The following is a 15744-nucleotide window of genomic DNA, read 5'->3' on the forward strand; positions in this document are numbered from 1 at the left end:
TGTTGATTTGTATCAAGGGCATTGGGGCTGCTCTGCAGCCCTTCGCGGGCTTGCCCGCTCCCACAGGGGTACACATGATCCTGTGGGAGCGGGCATGCCCGCGAAGGGTCGCAAAGCGGCCCCCATCAATGCCCCATCAACCAATGCTGGTGCGGTCCAGGCATGGTCCAGATACCAAACAGCATCACCAGCACCCCGCCAGCCACCCGCACACTGCGTCTTTTCAACAAAATGTTTACCCGCTCCGCGGCTAATCCGGTAGCCAGCAATACCGGCCAGGTCCCCACGCCGAAAGCCAGCATCAGCGCCGCGCTGTACCCGGCATTGCCTTGGCTGGCCGCCCACAGCAAGGTGCTGTACACCAACCCGCACGGCAACCACCCCCACAAGGCCCCCAGCAACAACGCCCGAGGCACGCTGGACACCGGCAGCAAGCGCGACGCCACTGGCTGGATATGCCGCCACAGCCCCCGGCCCAGCGCCTCGATGCGGGTCAGCCCGCTCCACCAGCCGGCCAGGTACAACCCCATGGCGATCAACAGCAGCGCCGCCACCACCCGCAGTGCCAGCGCCGCCGGGCTGCTGGCCACGGCCCAGCCGGCCAGGCCCAGCAGCAGGCCGGCACAGGCATAACTGAGAATGCGCCCAAGGTTGTACGCCAGCAGCAGGCGCAAGCGCCGGCCACGTTGTTCGGGTGGTATGGCAAGGGTCAGCGCGCCCATCAGGCCGCCGCACATGCCCAGGCAGTGGCCGCCGCCGAGCAGGCCGAGGATCAACGCCGAGCCCAGCAGGGGCAGCAGGTCAGGCACGGGGCGGGTTTTCCTTGTCGGTGTCGGCCTTGCTGTCGTCAGGTTTCACCGCCGCCTGATGGCGCGGGTCCTGGTCGTCGAACAGGATGCTGTGGGCAGGGCTTTCCAGGTCGTCGTACTGGCCGCTGTCCACCGCCCAGAAGAAGATGTACACGGCCACGCCGACCAGCAGCAGGGCTGCGGGGATCATGACATAGAGTGCGGGCATGACGACTTCCTCCCGGGCAGGGGCGCTTCGTTCGCTGGCAGGCCCGATGCCAGGGGCAGGCGGGTCAGGCGCAGGGCGTTGAGTACCACGATCAGTGAACTGACCGACATGCCGATGGCTGCCCAAACCGGGGTGATCCAGCCAAGCGCGGCGAACGGCAACATCAGGCCATTATACAAGGTCGCCCACAGCAGGTTCTCGAGGATGTTGCGGCGGGTGCGGCGGGCCAGCTCGAAGGCCTGTACCAGCGCCTGCAGGCGGTTGGACAGCAGCACGGCGTCGGCGCTGGTCTTGGCCAGGTCGGTGGCGCTGCCCATGGCGATGCTGATGTCGGCGGCGGCCAGTACCGGCACGTCGTTGACCCCGTCACCCAGCATCAGCACCTTGCGCCCGGCCGCCTGCAGTGCCTTCAGCCGGTCCAGTTTGTCGTCCGGGCGCAGGCCGCCGATGGCCTGGTCGATGCCCAGCTGCGCGGCCACTTCGGCAACCATCGGCGAGCTGTCGCCCGACAGCAGCAGCGTGCGCCAGCCACGTGCCTTGCAGGCCGCCAGCAGGGCAGGGGCATCGTCGCGCAGGCGGTCGTCCAGGCCGAACCAGGCCAGCGGGCCCTGGCGGTCGCCCAGCAGCAGCCACTGGCCGCGCGGCTCTGGCACACCGGGGATTTCCGCGCCGCTCAGGGCGCAGACGAAGGTGGCCTGGCCAATGCGCAGGCGCTGGCCTTCGACCAGCCCTTCCAGGCCCAGACCCGGCACGGTCTGCACGTCGTCAGCAGGCGTGGCGGTGCGGCCAAAGGCACGGGCGATGGGGTGTTCGGAGCGGTTCTCCAGCGCTGCGGCCAGGGCCAGGCAGCGGTCGGCGGGCAGGCTGCCGAGCGGGCGAATGCTGCGCAAGGTCAGGCGGCCTTCGGTCAGCGTGCCGGTCTTGTCGAAAATCACTGTGTCGATCTGGTTCAGGCCTTCCAGCACATGGCCACGGGTGACCAGCAGGCCGAGCTTGTGCAAGGTGCCGGTGGCCGCAGTAAGCGCCGTTGGCGTGGCCAGTGACAGCGCGCAAGGGCAGGTCGCTACCAGCATGGCCAGCACGATCCAGAACGCCCGCGCCGGGTCCAGGTGCCACCACCACAGGCCGATGGCCGCAGCGGCCGGCAGCGAGAACAGCAGGAACCACTGCGAGGCCCGGTCGGCGATTTCGGCCAGGCGTGGTTTTTCGGTCTGGGCGCGTTCCAGCAGGCGGACGATGGCCGACAACCGCGAGTCGTGGCCTAGGGCTTCGACTTCCACGTTCAGGGTGCTTTCGACGTTCAGGGTACCGCCGGTGACCCGCTCGCCGACCCGCCGTGGTTGCGGCAGGTATTCACCGGTCAGCAACGATTCATCGACGCTGGAGCGGCCTTCGACGATGCGCCCGTCGGCGGGGATTACTGCGCCTGGCAGCACCTGCACCGTGTCACCGCGCTGCAGTTCGCTGAGCAGGATGCGCTCGCTGCGGCCGACGGCGTCCAGGCGCAGGCACGAGGCCGGCAGCAGGTTGACCAGCTGCGCAGTGGCCGCGGCGGTACGTTCGCGGGCGCGGCGCTCCAGGTAGCGGCCGGTGAGCAGGAACAGCGCGAACATGCCCACGGTGTCGAAATACAGCTCGCCGCTGCCGGTGATGGCGGTCCAGATGCCGGCGCCGAAGGCCAGGCCAATGGCCAGCGACACCGAAACGTCCATGGTCAGGTGGCGGGTACGCAGGTCGCGTGCCGCGCCCTTGAAGAACGGTGCGCAGCTGTAGAACACGATGGGGATGGTGAGGAACAGCGCCACCCAGCGCAGGATGGTGTGCAGTTCGGGCGACAGGTCGATGTTGAATTCCGGCCAGGTGGCCATGGTTGCCATCATCGCCTGGAACCACAGCAGCCCGGCCACGCCCAGGCGGCGCAGGGCGCTGCGGTTCTCGCGGGCCAGTTGCTCGGCGGCCTGGTCGGGTTGATAGGGGTGGGCGGCGTAGCCGATCTGGCGCAGCTCGGCGAGCAGGCGCGAGAGCGGCAGTTGCTGGTCATGCCAGTTCAGCAGCAGGCGGTGGTTGGACAGGTTCAGGCGCGCCTCGGCGACGCCGGGCAGGTTGCGCAGGTGCTTTTCGATCAGCCAGCCGCAGGCGGCGCAGCTGATGCCTTCGACCAGCAGGGTGGTTTCGGCCAGGTCGCCAGCATGGCGAACGAAGGTTTGCTGAACGTCGCTGCGGTCGTAGAGGGCCAGTTCGTCCTGTAGCTGCTTGGGCAGGGCCTCGGGGTTGACGCTGTTGTCGCTGCGGTGCTGGTAGTAGTGCTCCAGGCCACCGGCGACGATCGACTCGGCCACCGCCTGGCAGCCGGGGCAGCAGAACTGCCGGGGCTGGCCGAGGACCACGGCGGTGAAGCGGCTGCCGGCGGGGACGGGCAGGGCGCAGTGGTAGCAGGGGGTGGGCTGGGTCATCACATCATTGCCTTACACAAATCGGCTGGTTGGGCACGGCACCTGTGGGAGCGGGTTCACCCGCGAATGCGTCAGATCAGGCGATGATGTTTTCAGGTCTGACGCATTCGCGGGTAAACCCGCTCCCACAAGGAACGGCGGAGGTGCGTTTATTGGTGCTCGGCCCCTTGCAGCGCTTCATCACCCAGCTGCAAGGTCACACCATGCTCCACTTTTTCTTCCTCGAACAAGCGCCAAACCTGGCCACCTTCGCTACCCAGTAGCTCAACGAAGCGCCGCCCGTCAACCTTGTCCTCCAGCTGCCCCACATAGCGCCCAGCCTCGACCCGGCTCAGCAGTACCTTGCGGTCTTTCTCCGGCTGGGTTGGCGAAATCAGGTTCAGCTCCAGGCTCTGTGGGTCGCTGTTGCCGGCCAGGCGCACATCCACTTCGCCGGTCAGCTCGTCCAGGTGCACGCCGGCCTTCAGGCCCAGCGTCTGCGCCAGCAGTTCTCGGTCCAGCGAGCGGTTGATGCCCTTGCCAGCCTCGTAGTAGTTGTCGTTCACCAGGTTGTCCGGGTTGTGCACGGCGATGCTGACCATGGTCAGGCTCAGGCACACCGAGGTGGCGAGGATGCCGATGATGATCCAGGGCCAGAGGTGCTTGTACCAGGGGCTGGCGGCGGTGGCAGGCATTGTGGGTTATCTCTCTCAGCGGATCTGTGGGCCGATGAAGCGGCTCTTGGCTTCAACCTGGGCGTCGCTGTCATCGGCGCTCTTGAGGATGAAGGTGATTTCGTTGGTGGTCGATGGCAGTTTCTCGGGCGCGATCGACAGCTGCACCGGCAGGCTGACGATATCACCAGCGTCCACGCGGATCTCGCGCTGGCCTTCAAGCTTCAGGTCCGGCAGGCCGGTGGCGTCCAGCACGTAGACGTGGTCACGCTGGTCCTTGTTCATCACTTTCAGGCTGTACACGTTCTCGATCCGGCCCTGGGCGTTCTCGCGGTACAGCACGCGGTCCTTGCTCACGTCGAAACCGACCAGCGAACGGGTGGCGAAGGCGGTGGCCAGGCCGACCATCATCACCAGCAGGACCACGGCATAGCCGATCAGGCGCGGGCGCAGCATGTGGGTCTTCTGCCCGGACAGGTTGTGCTCGGTGGTGTAGCTGATCAGCCCTTTGGGGTAGTTCATCTTGTCCATGATGTTGTCGCAGGCGTCGATGCACGCGGCGCAGCCGATGCACTCGATCTGCAAGCCGTCACGGATGTCGATGCCGGTGGGGCAGACCTGCACGCACATGGTGCAGTCGATGCAGTCGCCCAGGCCTGCGGCCTTGTAGTCCAGGTCTTTTTTGCGCGGGCCGCGGGTTTCGCCACGGCGCGGGTCGTAGGAAACGATCAGTGTGTCCTTGTCGAACATCACGCTCTGGAAGCGCGCGTAGGGGCACATGTACACGCACACCTGCTCGCGCAGCCAGCCGGCGTTGCCGTAGGTGGCGAGGGTGAAGAAGCCGACCCAGAAGTAGGCCCAGCCGTCGGCCTGGCCGGTAAAGAATTCGGTGGCCAGTTCACGGATCGGCGAGAAATAGCCGACGAAGGTCATGCCGGTGACGAAACCGATCAGCAGCCACAGGCTGTGCTTGGCGAACTTGCGCAGGAACTTTTTGCCGCTCATGGGGGCTTTGTCGAGCTTCATGCGCTGGTTGCGGTCGCCCTCGGTGACCTTTTCGCACCACATGAAAATCCAGGTCCACACGCTTTGCGGGCAGGTGTAGCCGCACCACACCCGGCCGGCGAACACGGTGATGAAGAACAGGCCGAAGGCGGCCACGATGAGGATGCCCGAAAGCAGGATGAAGTCTTGCGGCCAGATGGTGGCGCCGAAGATGTAGAACTTGCGCTCGGGCAGGTTCCACCACACGGCTTGGTGGCCGCCCCAGTTCAGCCACACGGTGCCGAAGTACAGCAGGAACAGCACAGCCCCGCCGACCATGCGCAGGCGTCGGAACAGGCCGGTGAAGGCACGGGTGTAGATCTTTTCCCGGGAGGCGTAGAGGTCGACGGAATCCTTCCCTTTGTTGGCAGGCGGGGTGACGTCATGTACCGGAATTTGCTTGCTCATCATCAAGTCCCACGGCAGTGGAGAAGTGCCGCAGCCAGTGCATGCCGGCCGCAGTCTCGCGCAATCTGCTAGCGCTCTGCGGCCCATGATACGCCGCTGATGGCAGTATGGGGCTGCACTGCGACCTTTAGTCGCGTTGGGTTCGTGGCATGAATCGTGTTATGGCGGGTGTCAATTGATCCAGGTCATGGGGCCTGCAACAAATGTGTTTTCAGTACCGGCCTCTTCGCGGGTGAACCCGCTCCCACAGGGATCGCACAGATCCTGACGCGAGCGCAGTACCTGTGGGAGCGGGTTTACCCGCGAAGAGGCCGGGCCTGCCTTACTCGGCCTTGGCCGGTTCGGCCTGCTGCGACAGGCTGTACACATAAGCCGCCAGCAAGTGCACCTTGTCATTCCCTTGCATCTGCTCCTGGGCGGGCATCTGCCCCTGGCGACCGTAGCGGATGGTCTGTTGCAACTGGGCAAAGCTCGAACCGTAGATGAACGCCTGCGGGTGGGTCAGGTTCGGCGCGCCCATGGCTGGCGTACCCTTGCCCTCCGGCCCGTGGCAGGCCACGCAGTTGGCGGCGAAGATCTTCTGCCCGTTCTCGGCATCGGCCTTCACGCCCTCTGGCAGGGTGCGGCCATCGAGCTTGCTGACCACGAACGCGGCCACATCGGCCACGCCCTGGTCACCGATCACTTCGGCCCAGGCCGGCATCACGCCGTGGCGACCGCCCATGATGGTGGTCTTGATGGTGTCTGGCTCGCCGCCCCAGCGCCAGTCGTTGTCGGTGAGGTTAGGGAAGCCGAAGGCACCCTTGGCGTCGGAGCCGTGGCACACCGAGCAGTTGGAAGCGAACAGCCGAGCGCCCATCTTCAGGGCCTGCGGGTCCTTGGCCACCTCGGTGATGGGCATGGCGGCGAACTTGGCGAAGATCGGCCCGAAGCGGGCGTCGGCCTTGGCCATTTCCTTTTCCCACTCGTGCACACCGGTCCAGCCCGGCTGGCCGTTGGAAAACTCGGTCTGCTTGTCGTTATCCAGGTACGAGTAGCCCGGCAGGACGCCTTTCCAGTTGCCCAGGCCCGGGTACAGCACCAGGTAGCCGAGGGCGAAGACGATGGTGCCGACGAACAGCCAGAACCACCATTTCGGCAGCGGGTTGTCGTACTCCTCGATGCCATCGAAGGCATGCCCGACGGTTTCGTCGGTGACCTCTTCGCGCTGGCCCTTGCGGGTCGACAGCAGCAGCCAGGTCAACGAGAAGATGGTGCCCAGGGTCAGGACGGTAACGTACAGACTCCAGAAGGTTGTCATTGTTTTTTGCTCCCAGAAGCTTTTGCTTGCTCGACGTGCCGGCTGGCTTCGGGGTCATCCGCGAAGGGCAGTTGGGTCGCTTCGTCGAAGTCCTTCTTGCGCCGTGGGTTGAACACCCACAGCGCCAGGCCCACGAAGGCCACCATCACCACGACGGTGCCCAGGCCGCGAATCATCCCGATATCCATCAGCGTCACCGTTTGCTCTTGATGATGGTGCCAAGACCCTGCAGGTACGCGACGATGGCGTCCATTTCGGTCTTGCCCTTGACCGCGTCGCGGGCCCCGGCGATGTCGGCGTCGGTGTACGGCACGCCGAGGGTGCGCAGCACTTCCATCTTCTTCGCGGTGTCCTTGCCGTCGAGCTTGTGCTCGACCAGCCACGGGTACGACGGCATCTTCGATTCCGGTACCACGTTGCGCGGGTTGTACAGGTGCGCACGGTGCCAGTCATCGGAGTAGCGGCCACCGACCCGCGCCAGGTCCGGCCCGGTACGCTTGGAGCCCCACAGGAACGGGTGGTCCCACACGCTCTCGCCGGCCACCGAGTAATGGCCATAGCGCTCGGTTTCGGCACGGAACGGGCGGATCATCTGCGAGTGGCAGCCCACGCAGCCTTCGCGGATGTAGATATCGCGGCCTTCAAGTTCCAGCGCGGTGCGCGGCTTCATGCCTTCCACGGGTTTGTTGGTGACGTCCTGGAAAAACAGCGGGACGATCTGGGTCAGGCCACCGACGCTCACGGCGATGACCATGAAGAAGGCCAGCAGGCCTATGTTCTTCTCGACGGCTTCATGCTTCATCAGTGCGCTCCCACGACGACGATCTTGGCGGCTTCCTCAGCCTGTGCCGGGTTGGCGGCACGTACGGTACGGAACACGTTGTAGGCCATCAGCAGCATGCCGGTGGCGAAGAACGCACCGCCCAGGGCGCGGACGATATAGCCAGGGTGGCTGGCCTGCAGGGCTTCGACGAAGGAGTAGGTGAGGGTGCCGTCATCGTTGATGGCGCGCCACATCAGGCCCTGGGTGATGCCGTTTACCCACATCGAGGCGATGTACAGCACGGTACCGATGGTAGCCAGCCAGAAGTGCGCGTTGATCAGGCCGACGCTGTGCATCTGCTCGCGGCCATACAGGCGCGGGATCATGTGGTAAACGGCGCCGATCGAGATCATCGCCACCCAGCCGAGGGCGCCGGCGTGCACGTGGCCGATGGTCCAGTCGGTGTAGTGCGACAGCGAGTTCACGGTCTTGATGGCCATCATCGGGCCTTCGAAGGTGGACATGCCGTAGAACGCCAGCGACACCACCAGGAAGCGCAGGATCGGGTCGGTGCGCAGTTTGTGCCAGGCACCGGACAGGGTCATCATGCCGTTGATCATGCCGCCCCAGCTTGGCGCCAGCAGGATGATCGACATGACCATGCCCAGCGACTGTGCCCAGTCAGGCAGGGCGGTGTAGTGCAGGTGGTGCGGGCCGGCCCAGATGTACAGGGTGATCAGTGCCCAGAAGTGCACGATCGACAGGCGATACGAGTAGATCGGGCGTTCGGCCTGCTTGGGTACGAAGTAGTACATCATCCCCAGGAAGCCGGTGGTGAGGAAGAAGCCCACGGCGTTGTGGCCGTACCACCACTGGATCATCGCGTCGGTGGCGCCGGAGTAGGCCGAGTACGACTTGAACAGGCTTACCGGCAGCGAGATGTGGTTGACGATGTGCAGCATCGCGGTAACCACGATGAAGGCGCCGTAGAACCAGTTGCCGACATAGATGTGCTTGGTCTTGCGCTTGACGATGGTGCCGAAGAACACCAGCCCGTAGGTGACCCACACAATGGCCAGCAGGATCGCCAGCGGCCACTCGAGCTCGGCGTATTCCTTGGTGGTGGTGTAGCCCATCGGCAGGGTGATCAGCGCCCCGACGATCACCGCCTGCCAACCCCAGAAGGTGAAGGCGGCCATGCTGTCGGAGATCAGCCGGGTCTGGCAGGTGCGCTGCACCACGTAGTAGCTGGTGCCGAACAGCGCACAGCCCCCGAAGGCGAAGATCACCAGGTTGGTGTGCAGCGGGCGCAGGCGGCCGAAGCTGGTCCAGGGCAGGTCCAGGTTCAGTTGCGGCCATACCAGCTGCGAGGCGATGAAGACGCCGAGGCCCATGCCAAGGATCCCCCAGACCACCGTCATGATGGCGAACTGGCGGACGACCTTATAGTTATAAGCAGTCGGACTGATTGCTGTGCTCATTGCTAAGGTTCCACGGTTTTGATGTTCTTGTTGGTCGAAAAAATCGGCGCCAGTATTGATAACCACCGGGGTTACCGCAACGCAACTTTGGTACGCCGACCCGTGCCCGAGCCCGTTCACTGATGTCCCGCAGCGATCGGGTCTGGACGATTGTACACAAATAAATATTTGTAATGTGTACCGTTTTTCGCCTTTTCTGATCGATCGGTCAAGCTTTTTATCGGGACGGCGACAGGCTACGCGCCGCGTCTGCTTCGGTCCTTTCGGAGCGAGGCCCACTGAGGCAACAAGCTTAGTTGTGTTCGGAGGGGGTGCAAGGAGGGGTAGAGCGGGGAGGGGGGCTGCTTTGCAGCCCTTCGCGGGCTTGCCCGCTCCCACAGGTTCACCACAATGCTTGAAATCTGTGGTTAACCTGTGGGAGCGGGCGAGCCCGCGAATGGGTGTTACTTGGCAGTCAGGTCTGGCGAAGCTTGATCCTGCGACAGGCTATACACATACGCCGCCAGCAGGTGCACCTTGTCGTTGCCCTGGATCTCCGCCTGCGCCGGCATCTGACCCTGGCGACCATAGCGAATGGTCTGCTGCAGCTGGGCAAAGCTCGAACCGTAGATGAATGCCTGCGGGTGGGTCAGGTCTGGCGCGCCCATGGCCGGGGTGCCCTTGCCTTCAGGCCCGTGGCAGGCCACGCAGTTGCCGGCGAAGATTTCCTTGCCCTTCGCGGCGTCGGCCTTGACCCCTTCCGGCAGGCTGCGGCCATCGAGGTTGGTGAGCACGAACGCGGCCACATCCGCCACGCCCTGCTCGCCGATCACTTCGGCCCAGGCCGGCATCACGCCGTGGCGACCGTTCATGATCGATGCTTTGATGGTTTCCGCCTCGCCGCCCCAGCGCCAGTCCTTGTCGGTGAGGTTGGGGAAGCCATAGGCACCCTTGGCGTCCGAGCCATGGCAAACCGAGCAGTTCGAGGCGAACAGGCGGCTGCCCATTTTCAGCGCCTGCGGGTCCTTGGCCACTTCTTCCACGGGCATGGCAGCATACTTGGCGAAGATCGGGCCGAATTTTGCGTCGGCCTTGTCCATTTCCTTCTGCCATTCGTTGGCGCCGGTCCAGCCATTTTCATAGCCCGGCAGGATGCCCTTCCAGTTGCCCAGGCCCGGGTAGAGGATCAGGTAGCCGACCGAGAACACCAGGGTGCCGACGAACAGCCAGAACCACCACTTGGGCAGCGGGTTGTCGTATTCCTCGATGCCGTCGAAGCTGTGGCCCATGGTCTGGTCGGTGGTGTTGTTGCTCTGGCCCTTGCGGGTGGCGAGCAGCAGCCAGGTCAGGCCAATCAGGCTACCGATGGTCAGTACGCAGATGTACGTACTCCAGAAGGTGGTCATTGCCCGTTACTCCTTTTTGCAGCAGGTGCCTGTCCGGCAGAGGGCAGGCGGTCGTCGACGAAGGGCAGCAGGCGCGCTTCGGCGAAATCACGGTCGCGGCGGCGGTTGAATACCCACAGGGTGAGGCCGATGAAAGCGATCATCACCACCAGGGTGCCCAGGCCGCGGATCATGCCGATGTCCATTCCCATCGCATTCACCTCTTGTTCTTGATCGCGGTGCCGAGCACCTGCAGGTAGGCGACCAGGGCGTCCATCTCGGTCTTGCCCTTGACCGCGTCGCGGGCCCCGGCGATGTCATCGTCGGTGTACGGCACGCCCAAGGTGCGCAGGGTGCGCATCTTGGTGTCGGTATGGCTGTTGTCGACCTGCTGGGCGACCAGCCATGGGTACGACGGCATCTTCGACTCCGGTACCACGTTGCGCGGGTTGTACAGGTGCGCACGGTGCCAGTCGTCCGAGTAGCGGCCACCGACCCGGGCCAGGTCTGGCCCGGTGCGCTTGGAGCCCCACAGGAACGGGTGGTCCCACACGCTTTCACCAGCCACCGAATAGTGGCCATAGCGCTCGGTTTCGGCGCGGAACGGGCGGATCATCTGCGAGTGGCAGCCCACGCAGCCTTCGCGGATGTAGATATCGCGGCCTTCCAGTTGCAGCGCGGTGTAGGGCTTCATGCCTTCCACTGGCTTGTTGGTGACGTCCTGGAAGAACAACGGGACGATCTGGGTCAGGCCGCCGATGCTGACGGCAAACACCATCAGCAGGGCCAGCAGGCCGACGTTTTTCTCGATGACTTCATGTTTCATCAGGCAGGTCTCCTCAAGCCAGCTGGGCGTTCGCAGGGGCGACATCGAGCGCCGGCGAACGCACGGTGCGCCAGGTGTTCCAGGCCATCAGGAACATGCCGCTGAGGAAGATCGCACCGCCGACGAAGCGCACGATGAAGCCTGGGTGGCTGGCCACCAGGGTTTCCACGAACGAGTAGGTGAGCGTGCCGTCGCTGTTGACCGCGCGCCACATCAGGCCCTGGGCGATGCCGTTGACCCACATCGAGGCGATGTACAGCACAGTGCCGATGGTGGCCAGCCAGAAGTGCGCGTTGATCAGGCCGATGCTGTACATGCGCTCCTTGCCGAACACTTTCGGGATGGTGTGGTACAGCGCGCCGATCGAGATCATCGCCACCCAGCCGAGGGCGCCGGCGTGCACGTGGCCGATGGTCCAGTCGGTGTAGTGGGACAGGGCGTTGACCGTCTTGATGGCCATCATCGGGCCTTCGAAGGTGGACATGCCGTAGAACGCCAGCGACACCACCAGGAAGCGCAGGATCGGGTCGCTGCGCAGTTTGTGCCAGGCGCCGGACAGGGTCATCATGCCGTTGATCATGCCGCCCCAGCTTGGTGCCAGCAGGATCAGCGACATCACCATGCCCAGCGACTGTGCCCAGTCCGGCAGGGCGGTGTAGTGCAGGTGGTGCGGGCCGGCCCAGATGTACAGGGTGATCAGCGCCCAGAAGTGCACGATCGACAGGCGATAGGAATACACCGGGCGTTCGGCCTGCTTGGGCACGTAGTAGTACATCATCCCCAGGAAGCCCGCGGTCAGGAAGAAGCCCACGGCGTTGTGGCCGTACCACCACTGCACCATGGCATCGGTGGCGCCGGCATAGACCGAGTAGGACTTGGTCAGGCTGACCGGCAGTTCCAGGTTGTTGACGACGTGCAGCATCGCCACGGTGAGGATGAAGCCGCCGAAGAACCAGTTACCGACGTAGATGTGCTTGGTGTTGCGCTTCATCAGCGTGCCGAAGAACACGATGGCGTAGCTCACCCAGACGATGGTGATCAGGATGTCGATCGGCCATTCCAGTTCGGCGTATTCCTTGGAGCTGGTGTAGCCCAGCGGCAGGCTGATGGCCGCCAGCAGGATCACCAGTTGCCAGCCCCAGAAGGTGAACGCGGCCAGGCCCGGTGCGAACAGGGTGGTCTGGCAGGTGCGTTGCACCGAATAATAGGAGGTGGCGAACAGCGCACAGCCGCCGAAGGCGAAGATCACCGCATTGGTATGCAGGGGGCGCAGGCGGCCGAAGCTGGTCCAGGGGAGGTCGAAGTTGAGGGAAGGCCAGGCGAGCTGGGCGGCGATGAAGACGCCGAGCCCCATCCCGACGATTCCCCACACCACCGTCATGATGGCGAATTGGCGGACCACCTTGTAGTTATAGGCGGTACTGCTGGTTGTGTTCATGTATGGGTTCCCATCCACGGTTATTTGGCAGGCTTTACAGCGAGGCAAGCATGATTAATGGGCAAAGTGCCGGTATTGACGGGGATCAATGGGCGAAGGTCGGAAATGTCCCAGGCTTGCGCTGCGATCCCCCGCACGTTCGGGGCAAGGGCGGCTACAAGGGCTGCCTGATCCTGGCCCATGGCGCAGGTGCGCCGATGGACAGCGGGTTCATGGACGAAATGGCGCAAAGGCTTGCGGCGCTTGGGGTAGCGGTAGTGCGCTTCGAGTTCCCGTACATGGCCGAGCGCAGGGTTGCCGGCGGCAAGCGGCCGCCGAACCCGCAGAAGGTGTTGCTGGAATGCTGGCGCGAGGTTTACCGGCAGGTGCGACCTTTGGTCGCGGGCAAGCTGGCGGTGGGTGGCAAGTCCATGGGCGGGCGCATGGCCAGCCTGCTGGCCGATGAACTGGAAGCGGATGCACTGGTGTGCCTGGGCTATCCGTTCTATGCGGTGGGCAAGCCGGAGAAGCCACGGGTCGAGCACCTGGCCGAATTGAAGACGCCGACGTTGATCGTGCAGGGCGAGCGGGATGCGCTGGGTAACCGCGAGGCGGTGGCAGGGTATGCGTTATCGCCGGCGATCGAGGTGAGCTGGCTGGTGGCGGGGGACCATGACCTGAAGCCGCTGAAGGCATCGGGGTTCAGCCATGAGCAGCACTTGCAGGCGGCGGCTGAGAAGGTTGCGGCATTCCTGTCGCAATAGTGCTGGATTCTTCGCGGGTGAACCCGCTCCCACAGGTTCACTACAGGTCTGAAACTTGCGCAGCACCTGTGGGAGGTTGCGGCATTCCTGTCGCAATAGTGCTGGATTTTTCGCGGGTGAACCCGCTCCCACAGGTTCACTACAGGTCTGAAACTTGTGCAGTACCTGTGGGAGGTTGCGGCATTCCTGTCGCAATAGTGCTGGATTCTTCGCGGGTGAACCCGCTCCCACAGGTTCACTACAGGTCTGAAACTTGTGCAGTACCTGTGGGAGCGGGTTTACCCGCGAAGAGGCCGGTACAGGCTACCGCTTAGTCACGGTACTCGCACAGGTAGGCAGTATCCACCGCCACCTTCAGCTGGAACTTGCTGTCGGCGGCCACATTGAACTTGTCACCGGCGTTGAAGGTTTCCCAGTTGTCGCTACCCGGCAGCTTCACGGTCAGGGCGCCGGAAACCACGTGCATGATTTCGCGCTTGGCAGTGCCGAACTCGTACTCGCCCGGGGCCATGACGCCGACGGTGGCCGGGCCTTCAGTGCCTTCGAAGGCGATCGACTTGACAGTACCATCGAAGTATTCGTTGACCTTGAACATGGGGCGACTCCTGAAAGGGGGGGATGAAAAAGGGCTGGCCAGTATGCCCAAGCCCACGGGCCCCGTCATCTGCTTTCAGGTAGCGTCCACCGGCAGGCTCAACGGCAGCAGCCGCGCGGTATTGCGCGCATCTTCCAGGGCCCGGTGCTGCTGCCCGCAAAAGTGCATGCCGGCCAGCTGCAGTGCACCATTCAGCCCCGCGGGGCGCTGCAGGTGGCGGGCCTTGGCGAAGCGTTGCTTGAGGTTGATGTGCGGCAGGGTCCGCAGCAGGCTGTCCAGCCCATGCTGCTGCCACTCCTGGTGCAACTGCTGGCGGTCGTAGTCGCCCCAGCTGACCCAGGCCTGAAGCTGCCCGCGGTGGTGCCCGAGCCAGCGCTCGAAGCTTGCCCATACTTCGCGGAACGGTGCGGCACTGTCCACGCTGGCCTGGCTGATGTGGGTCAGCTCACGGCAGAACGGGGTCAGCTGCGGCCGCCGCCGGGGCTTCACGAAGCGCTGGAAGTGGTCGACCTCGCGGCCTTCGCGGGTAACCAGGCTTGCGCCGATTTCAATGACTTCCATCTCTGTGACCGGCCACCCACCATCGTCGGTGGTGGCTTCCAGGTCGATCACCAACCAATGGCCCATACCAGGCTCCCTTGCAGATCCTGCTAGAGCGTAGCCAAACTCAGGGCATCCGGCATCCCCTGGCAATTTGCCTGCGGCTTTGGCACAAAGGGCCACTATCCGGCAGTTGTGTCCGGCCCGGAAAACGCCTAGCTTAGGTGGACCCAGGCATGAACCGTGATGAGCATCCGTCTTGACTCCAGCGCCCGGCCTAAAGGCCCTGTCTTCCCTGATGCTGCTGGCCGTGTTCTGGCTGGCGGCGCCGGCATGGGCTGCCGATGCCGTCGAAGTGAGGATTGGCGCGGCGCATTTCCCACCGTACACGGTACGCCCCGAGCAGGGTGCCGACAGCGGCCTGCTGCCGCAGCTGGTCGACGCGCTCAACCGCACGCAGCAGCGCTACCACTTCGTCGTGGTGCCTACCTCCATCCAGCGGCGTTTTGGTGACCTCCAGCAAGGCCGCACCGACATGGCCATTTTCGAGAACCCGGAGTGGGGCTGGCAGCAGATTGCCCACCAGAGCGTGGACCTGGGCCTGGAAGATGCCGAGGTGTTCGTCGCCCGCAAGGCCAATGGCCTTGACCCGCATTACTTCGACGACCTGCACGGCAAGCGCCTGGCGCTGATCAACGGCTACCACTATGCGTTCGCCGGCTTCAACTCCGACCCGGACTACCTGCGCACCGCCTACAAAGCGACCCTGACCTATTCCCACGACAGCAACTTGCTGATGGTGCAGGCCGACCGCGCCGACATCGCCCTGGTCACGCGTTCCTATCTCAGCGATTTCCTGGAACGCAACCCGGCCAGCCGGGACCAGTTGGTGTCCTCGCAGCGCATTGACCAGGTCTACCACCACTACGCCTTGCTGCGCCCGGGGGCGCCGATCGGCGAGCAGTCGTTCGCGGCGCTGCTGCGGGCCCTGCGCGACAGTGGCGAGCTGGCGCGCATCTTCGAGCCCTACCGCATCACGGTGTCGGCCCCACACGACTAAATTCCCGTGGTGCGGCAACGTTCTCAGCAGTGAGCCTTTTCTTCATTGCCGTGAGTCAA

The 15744-nt window shown here is 64.2% G+C and carries 17 protein-coding genes; 2 read left to right on the top strand and 15 right to left on the bottom strand.

Annotated features, from left to right (window positions below; translation table 11 throughout):
- Positions 1 to 125: 125 nt before the first annotated feature.
- From CAG46_RS04755 to ccoN (CAG46_RS04820), 13 genes are all read right to left on the bottom strand, one after another.
- Positions 126 to 809, bottom strand: a complete 684-nt coding sequence (locus tag CAG46_RS04755; RefSeq protein ID WP_046615052.1) for a sulfite exporter TauE/SafE family protein — start codon at positions 807 to 809, stop codon at positions 126 to 128.
- Positions 802 to 1017, bottom strand: coding sequence for a cbb3-type cytochrome oxidase assembly protein CcoS (ccoS, locus tag CAG46_RS04760; protein ID WP_013973501.1), 216 nt, complete (start codon positions 1015 to 1017; stop codon positions 802 to 804). Before ccoS ends, CAG46_RS04755 begins: the two co-directional genes overlap by 8 nt.
- The gene (locus tag CAG46_RS04765; protein ID WP_085614479.1) at positions 996 to 3470 is read right to left on the bottom strand and encodes a heavy metal translocating P-type ATPase; all 2475 of its coding nucleotides are present in this window, start codon (positions 3468 to 3470) and stop codon (positions 996 to 998) included. The genes ccoS and CAG46_RS04765 overlap by 22 nt, the downstream gene beginning before the upstream one ends.
- Positions 3471 to 3619: 149 nt before the next feature.
- A complete protein-coding gene (locus CAG46_RS04770) occupies positions 3620 to 4144 on the bottom strand; it encodes a FixH family protein (RefSeq protein ID WP_075045875.1) in 525 nt (174 codons plus the stop codon).
- Positions 4145 to 4159: 15 nt separating this feature from the next.
- Positions 4160 to 5575: a cytochrome c oxidase accessory protein CcoG gene (gene ccoG, locus CAG46_RS04775; RefSeq protein ID WP_085614478.1), complete on the bottom strand. Its 1416-nt coding sequence runs from the start codon at positions 5573 to 5575 to the stop codon at positions 4160 to 4162.
- 322 nt (positions 5576 to 5897) lie between these two features.
- A complete protein-coding gene (gene ccoP, locus CAG46_RS04785) occupies positions 5898 to 6875 on the bottom strand; it encodes a cytochrome-c oxidase, cbb3-type subunit III (RefSeq protein WP_025340010.1) in 978 nt (325 codons plus the stop codon).
- On the bottom strand, positions 6872 to 7063 hold the full coding sequence (locus tag CAG46_RS04790) for a CcoQ/FixQ family Cbb3-type cytochrome c oxidase assembly chaperone (RefSeq protein WP_003259925.1): 192 nt from the start codon (positions 7061 to 7063) through the stop codon (positions 6872 to 6874). Before CAG46_RS04790 ends, ccoP (CAG46_RS04785) begins: the two co-directional genes overlap by 4 nt.
- Before the next feature lie 5 nt (positions 7064 to 7068).
- Positions 7069 to 7677 carry a cytochrome-c oxidase, cbb3-type subunit II gene (gene ccoO / locus CAG46_RS04795; RefSeq protein ID WP_013973496.1) on the bottom strand — a complete coding sequence of 203 codons (609 nt, stop codon included), beginning with the start codon at positions 7675 to 7677 and terminating at the stop codon, positions 7069 to 7071.
- The gene (gene ccoN, locus CAG46_RS04800; RefSeq protein WP_015271137.1) at positions 7677 to 9119 is read right to left on the bottom strand and encodes a cytochrome-c oxidase, cbb3-type subunit I; all 1443 of its coding nucleotides are present in this window, start codon (positions 9117 to 9119) and stop codon (positions 7677 to 7679) included. Before ccoN (CAG46_RS04800) ends, ccoO (CAG46_RS04795) begins: the two co-directional genes overlap by 1 nt.
- Positions 9120 to 9562: 443 nt before the next feature.
- On the bottom strand, positions 9563 to 10504 hold the full coding sequence (ccoP, locus tag CAG46_RS04805) for a cytochrome-c oxidase, cbb3-type subunit III (RefSeq protein WP_075045873.1): 942 nt from the start codon (positions 10502 to 10504) through the stop codon (positions 9563 to 9565).
- Positions 10501 to 10695, bottom strand: coding sequence for a cbb3-type cytochrome c oxidase subunit 3 (locus CAG46_RS04810; RefSeq protein WP_025340008.1), 195 nt, complete (start codon positions 10693 to 10695; stop codon positions 10501 to 10503). Before CAG46_RS04810 ends, ccoP (CAG46_RS04805) begins: the two co-directional genes overlap by 4 nt.
- Positions 10696 to 10700: 5 nt before the next feature.
- Positions 10701 to 11309, bottom strand: coding sequence for a cytochrome-c oxidase, cbb3-type subunit II (gene ccoO, locus CAG46_RS04815; RefSeq protein ID WP_013973492.1), 609 nt, complete (start codon positions 11307 to 11309; stop codon positions 10701 to 10703).
- Between the two features lie 13 nt (positions 11310 to 11322).
- Positions 11323 to 12747: a cytochrome-c oxidase, cbb3-type subunit I gene (gene ccoN / locus CAG46_RS04820; RefSeq protein ID WP_013973491.1), complete on the bottom strand. Its 1425-nt coding sequence runs from the start codon at positions 12745 to 12747 to the stop codon at positions 11323 to 11325.
- A 50-nt stretch (positions 12748 to 12797) separates the two neighbouring features.
- Here ccoN (CAG46_RS04820) and CAG46_RS04825 point away from each other — a divergent pair, with 50 nt between their 5' ends.
- Positions 12798 to 13490: an alpha/beta family hydrolase gene (locus tag CAG46_RS04825; RefSeq protein WP_085614477.1), complete on the top strand. Its 693-nt coding sequence runs from the start codon at positions 12798 to 12800 to the stop codon at positions 13488 to 13490.
- 310 nt (positions 13491 to 13800) lie between these two features.
- Here CAG46_RS04825 and CAG46_RS04830 read toward each other — a convergent pair whose 3' ends face one another.
- Both CAG46_RS04830 and CAG46_RS04835 read right to left on the bottom strand, forming a co-directional pair.
- Positions 13801 to 14085, bottom strand: a complete 285-nt coding sequence (locus tag CAG46_RS04830) for a pyrimidine/purine nucleoside phosphorylase (RefSeq protein WP_012315400.1) — start codon at positions 14083 to 14085, stop codon at positions 13801 to 13803.
- 75 nt (positions 14086 to 14160) lie between these two features.
- On the bottom strand, positions 14161 to 14712 hold the full coding sequence (locus CAG46_RS04835; RefSeq protein ID WP_075045871.1) for an exonuclease domain-containing protein: 552 nt from the start codon (positions 14710 to 14712) through the stop codon (positions 14161 to 14163).
- Positions 14713 to 14884: 172 nt separating this feature from the next.
- Between CAG46_RS04835 and CAG46_RS04840 the strand changes: the two genes are divergently transcribed.
- On the top strand, positions 14885 to 15685 hold the full coding sequence (locus CAG46_RS04840) for an ABC transporter substrate-binding protein (RefSeq protein ID WP_085614476.1): 801 nt from the start codon (positions 14885 to 14887) through the stop codon (positions 15683 to 15685).
- Positions 15686 to 15744 lie beyond the last annotated feature (59 nt).

Origin of the sequence: Pseudomonas sp. B23(2017) (assembly GCF_002113725.1) — a bacterium.
Lineage (GTDB): Bacteria > Pseudomonadota > Gammaproteobacteria > Pseudomonadales > Pseudomonadaceae > Aquipseudomonas > Aquipseudomonas putida_Z.

Bases quoted from the DNA above. Each gene is read 5' to 3' on its own strand.
- ccoS (WP_013973501.1), bottom strand. From the start codon at position 1,017: ATGCCCGCACTCTATGTCATGATCCCCGCAGCCCTGCTGCTGGTCGGC.
- CAG46_RS04765 (WP_085614479.1), bottom strand. From the start codon at position 3,470: ATGACCCAGCCCACCCCCTGCTACCACTGCGCCCTGCCCGTCCCCGCC.
- CAG46_RS04770 (WP_075045875.1), bottom strand. From the start codon at position 4,144: ATGCCTGCCACCGCCGCCAGCCCCTGGTACAAGCACCTCTGGCCCTGG.
- ccoG (WP_085614478.1), bottom strand. From the start codon at position 5,575: ATGAGCAAGCAAATTCCGGTACATGACGTCACCCCGCCTGCCAACAAA.
- ccoP (WP_025340010.1), bottom strand. From the start codon at position 6,875: ATGACAACCTTCTGGAGTCTGTACGTTACCGTCCTGACCCTGGGCACC.
- CAG46_RS04790 (WP_003259925.1), bottom strand. From the start codon at position 7,063: ATGGATATCGGGATGATTCGCGGCCTGGGCACCGTCGTGGTGATGGTG.
- ccoO (WP_013973496.1), bottom strand. From the start codon at position 7,677: ATGAAGCATGAAGCCGTCGAGAAGAACATAGGCCTGCTGGCCTTCTTC.
- ccoN (WP_015271137.1), bottom strand. From the start codon at position 9,119: ATGAGCACAGCAATCAGTCCGACTGCTTATAACTATAAGGTCGTCCGC.
- ccoP (WP_075045873.1), bottom strand. From the start codon at position 10,504: ATGACCACCTTCTGGAGTACGTACATCTGCGTACTGACCATCGGTAGC.
- CAG46_RS04810 (WP_025340008.1), bottom strand. From the start codon at position 10,695: ATGGGAATGGACATCGGCATGATCCGCGGCCTGGGCACCCTGGTGGTG.
- ccoO (WP_013973492.1), bottom strand. From the start codon at position 11,309: ATGAAACATGAAGTCATCGAGAAAAACGTCGGCCTGCTGGCCCTGCTG.
- ccoN (WP_013973491.1), bottom strand. From the start codon at position 12,747: ATGAACACAACCAGCAGTACCGCCTATAACTACAAGGTGGTCCGCCAA.
- CAG46_RS04825 (WP_085614477.1), top strand. From the start codon at position 12,798: ATGATTAATGGGCAAAGTGCCGGTATTGACGGGGATCAATGGGCGAAG.
- CAG46_RS04830 (WP_012315400.1), bottom strand. From the start codon at position 14,085: ATGTTCAAGGTCAACGAATACTTCGATGGTACTGTCAAGTCGATCGCC.
- CAG46_RS04835 (WP_075045871.1), bottom strand. From the start codon at position 14,712: ATGGGCCATTGGTTGGTGATCGACCTGGAAGCCACCACCGACGATGGT.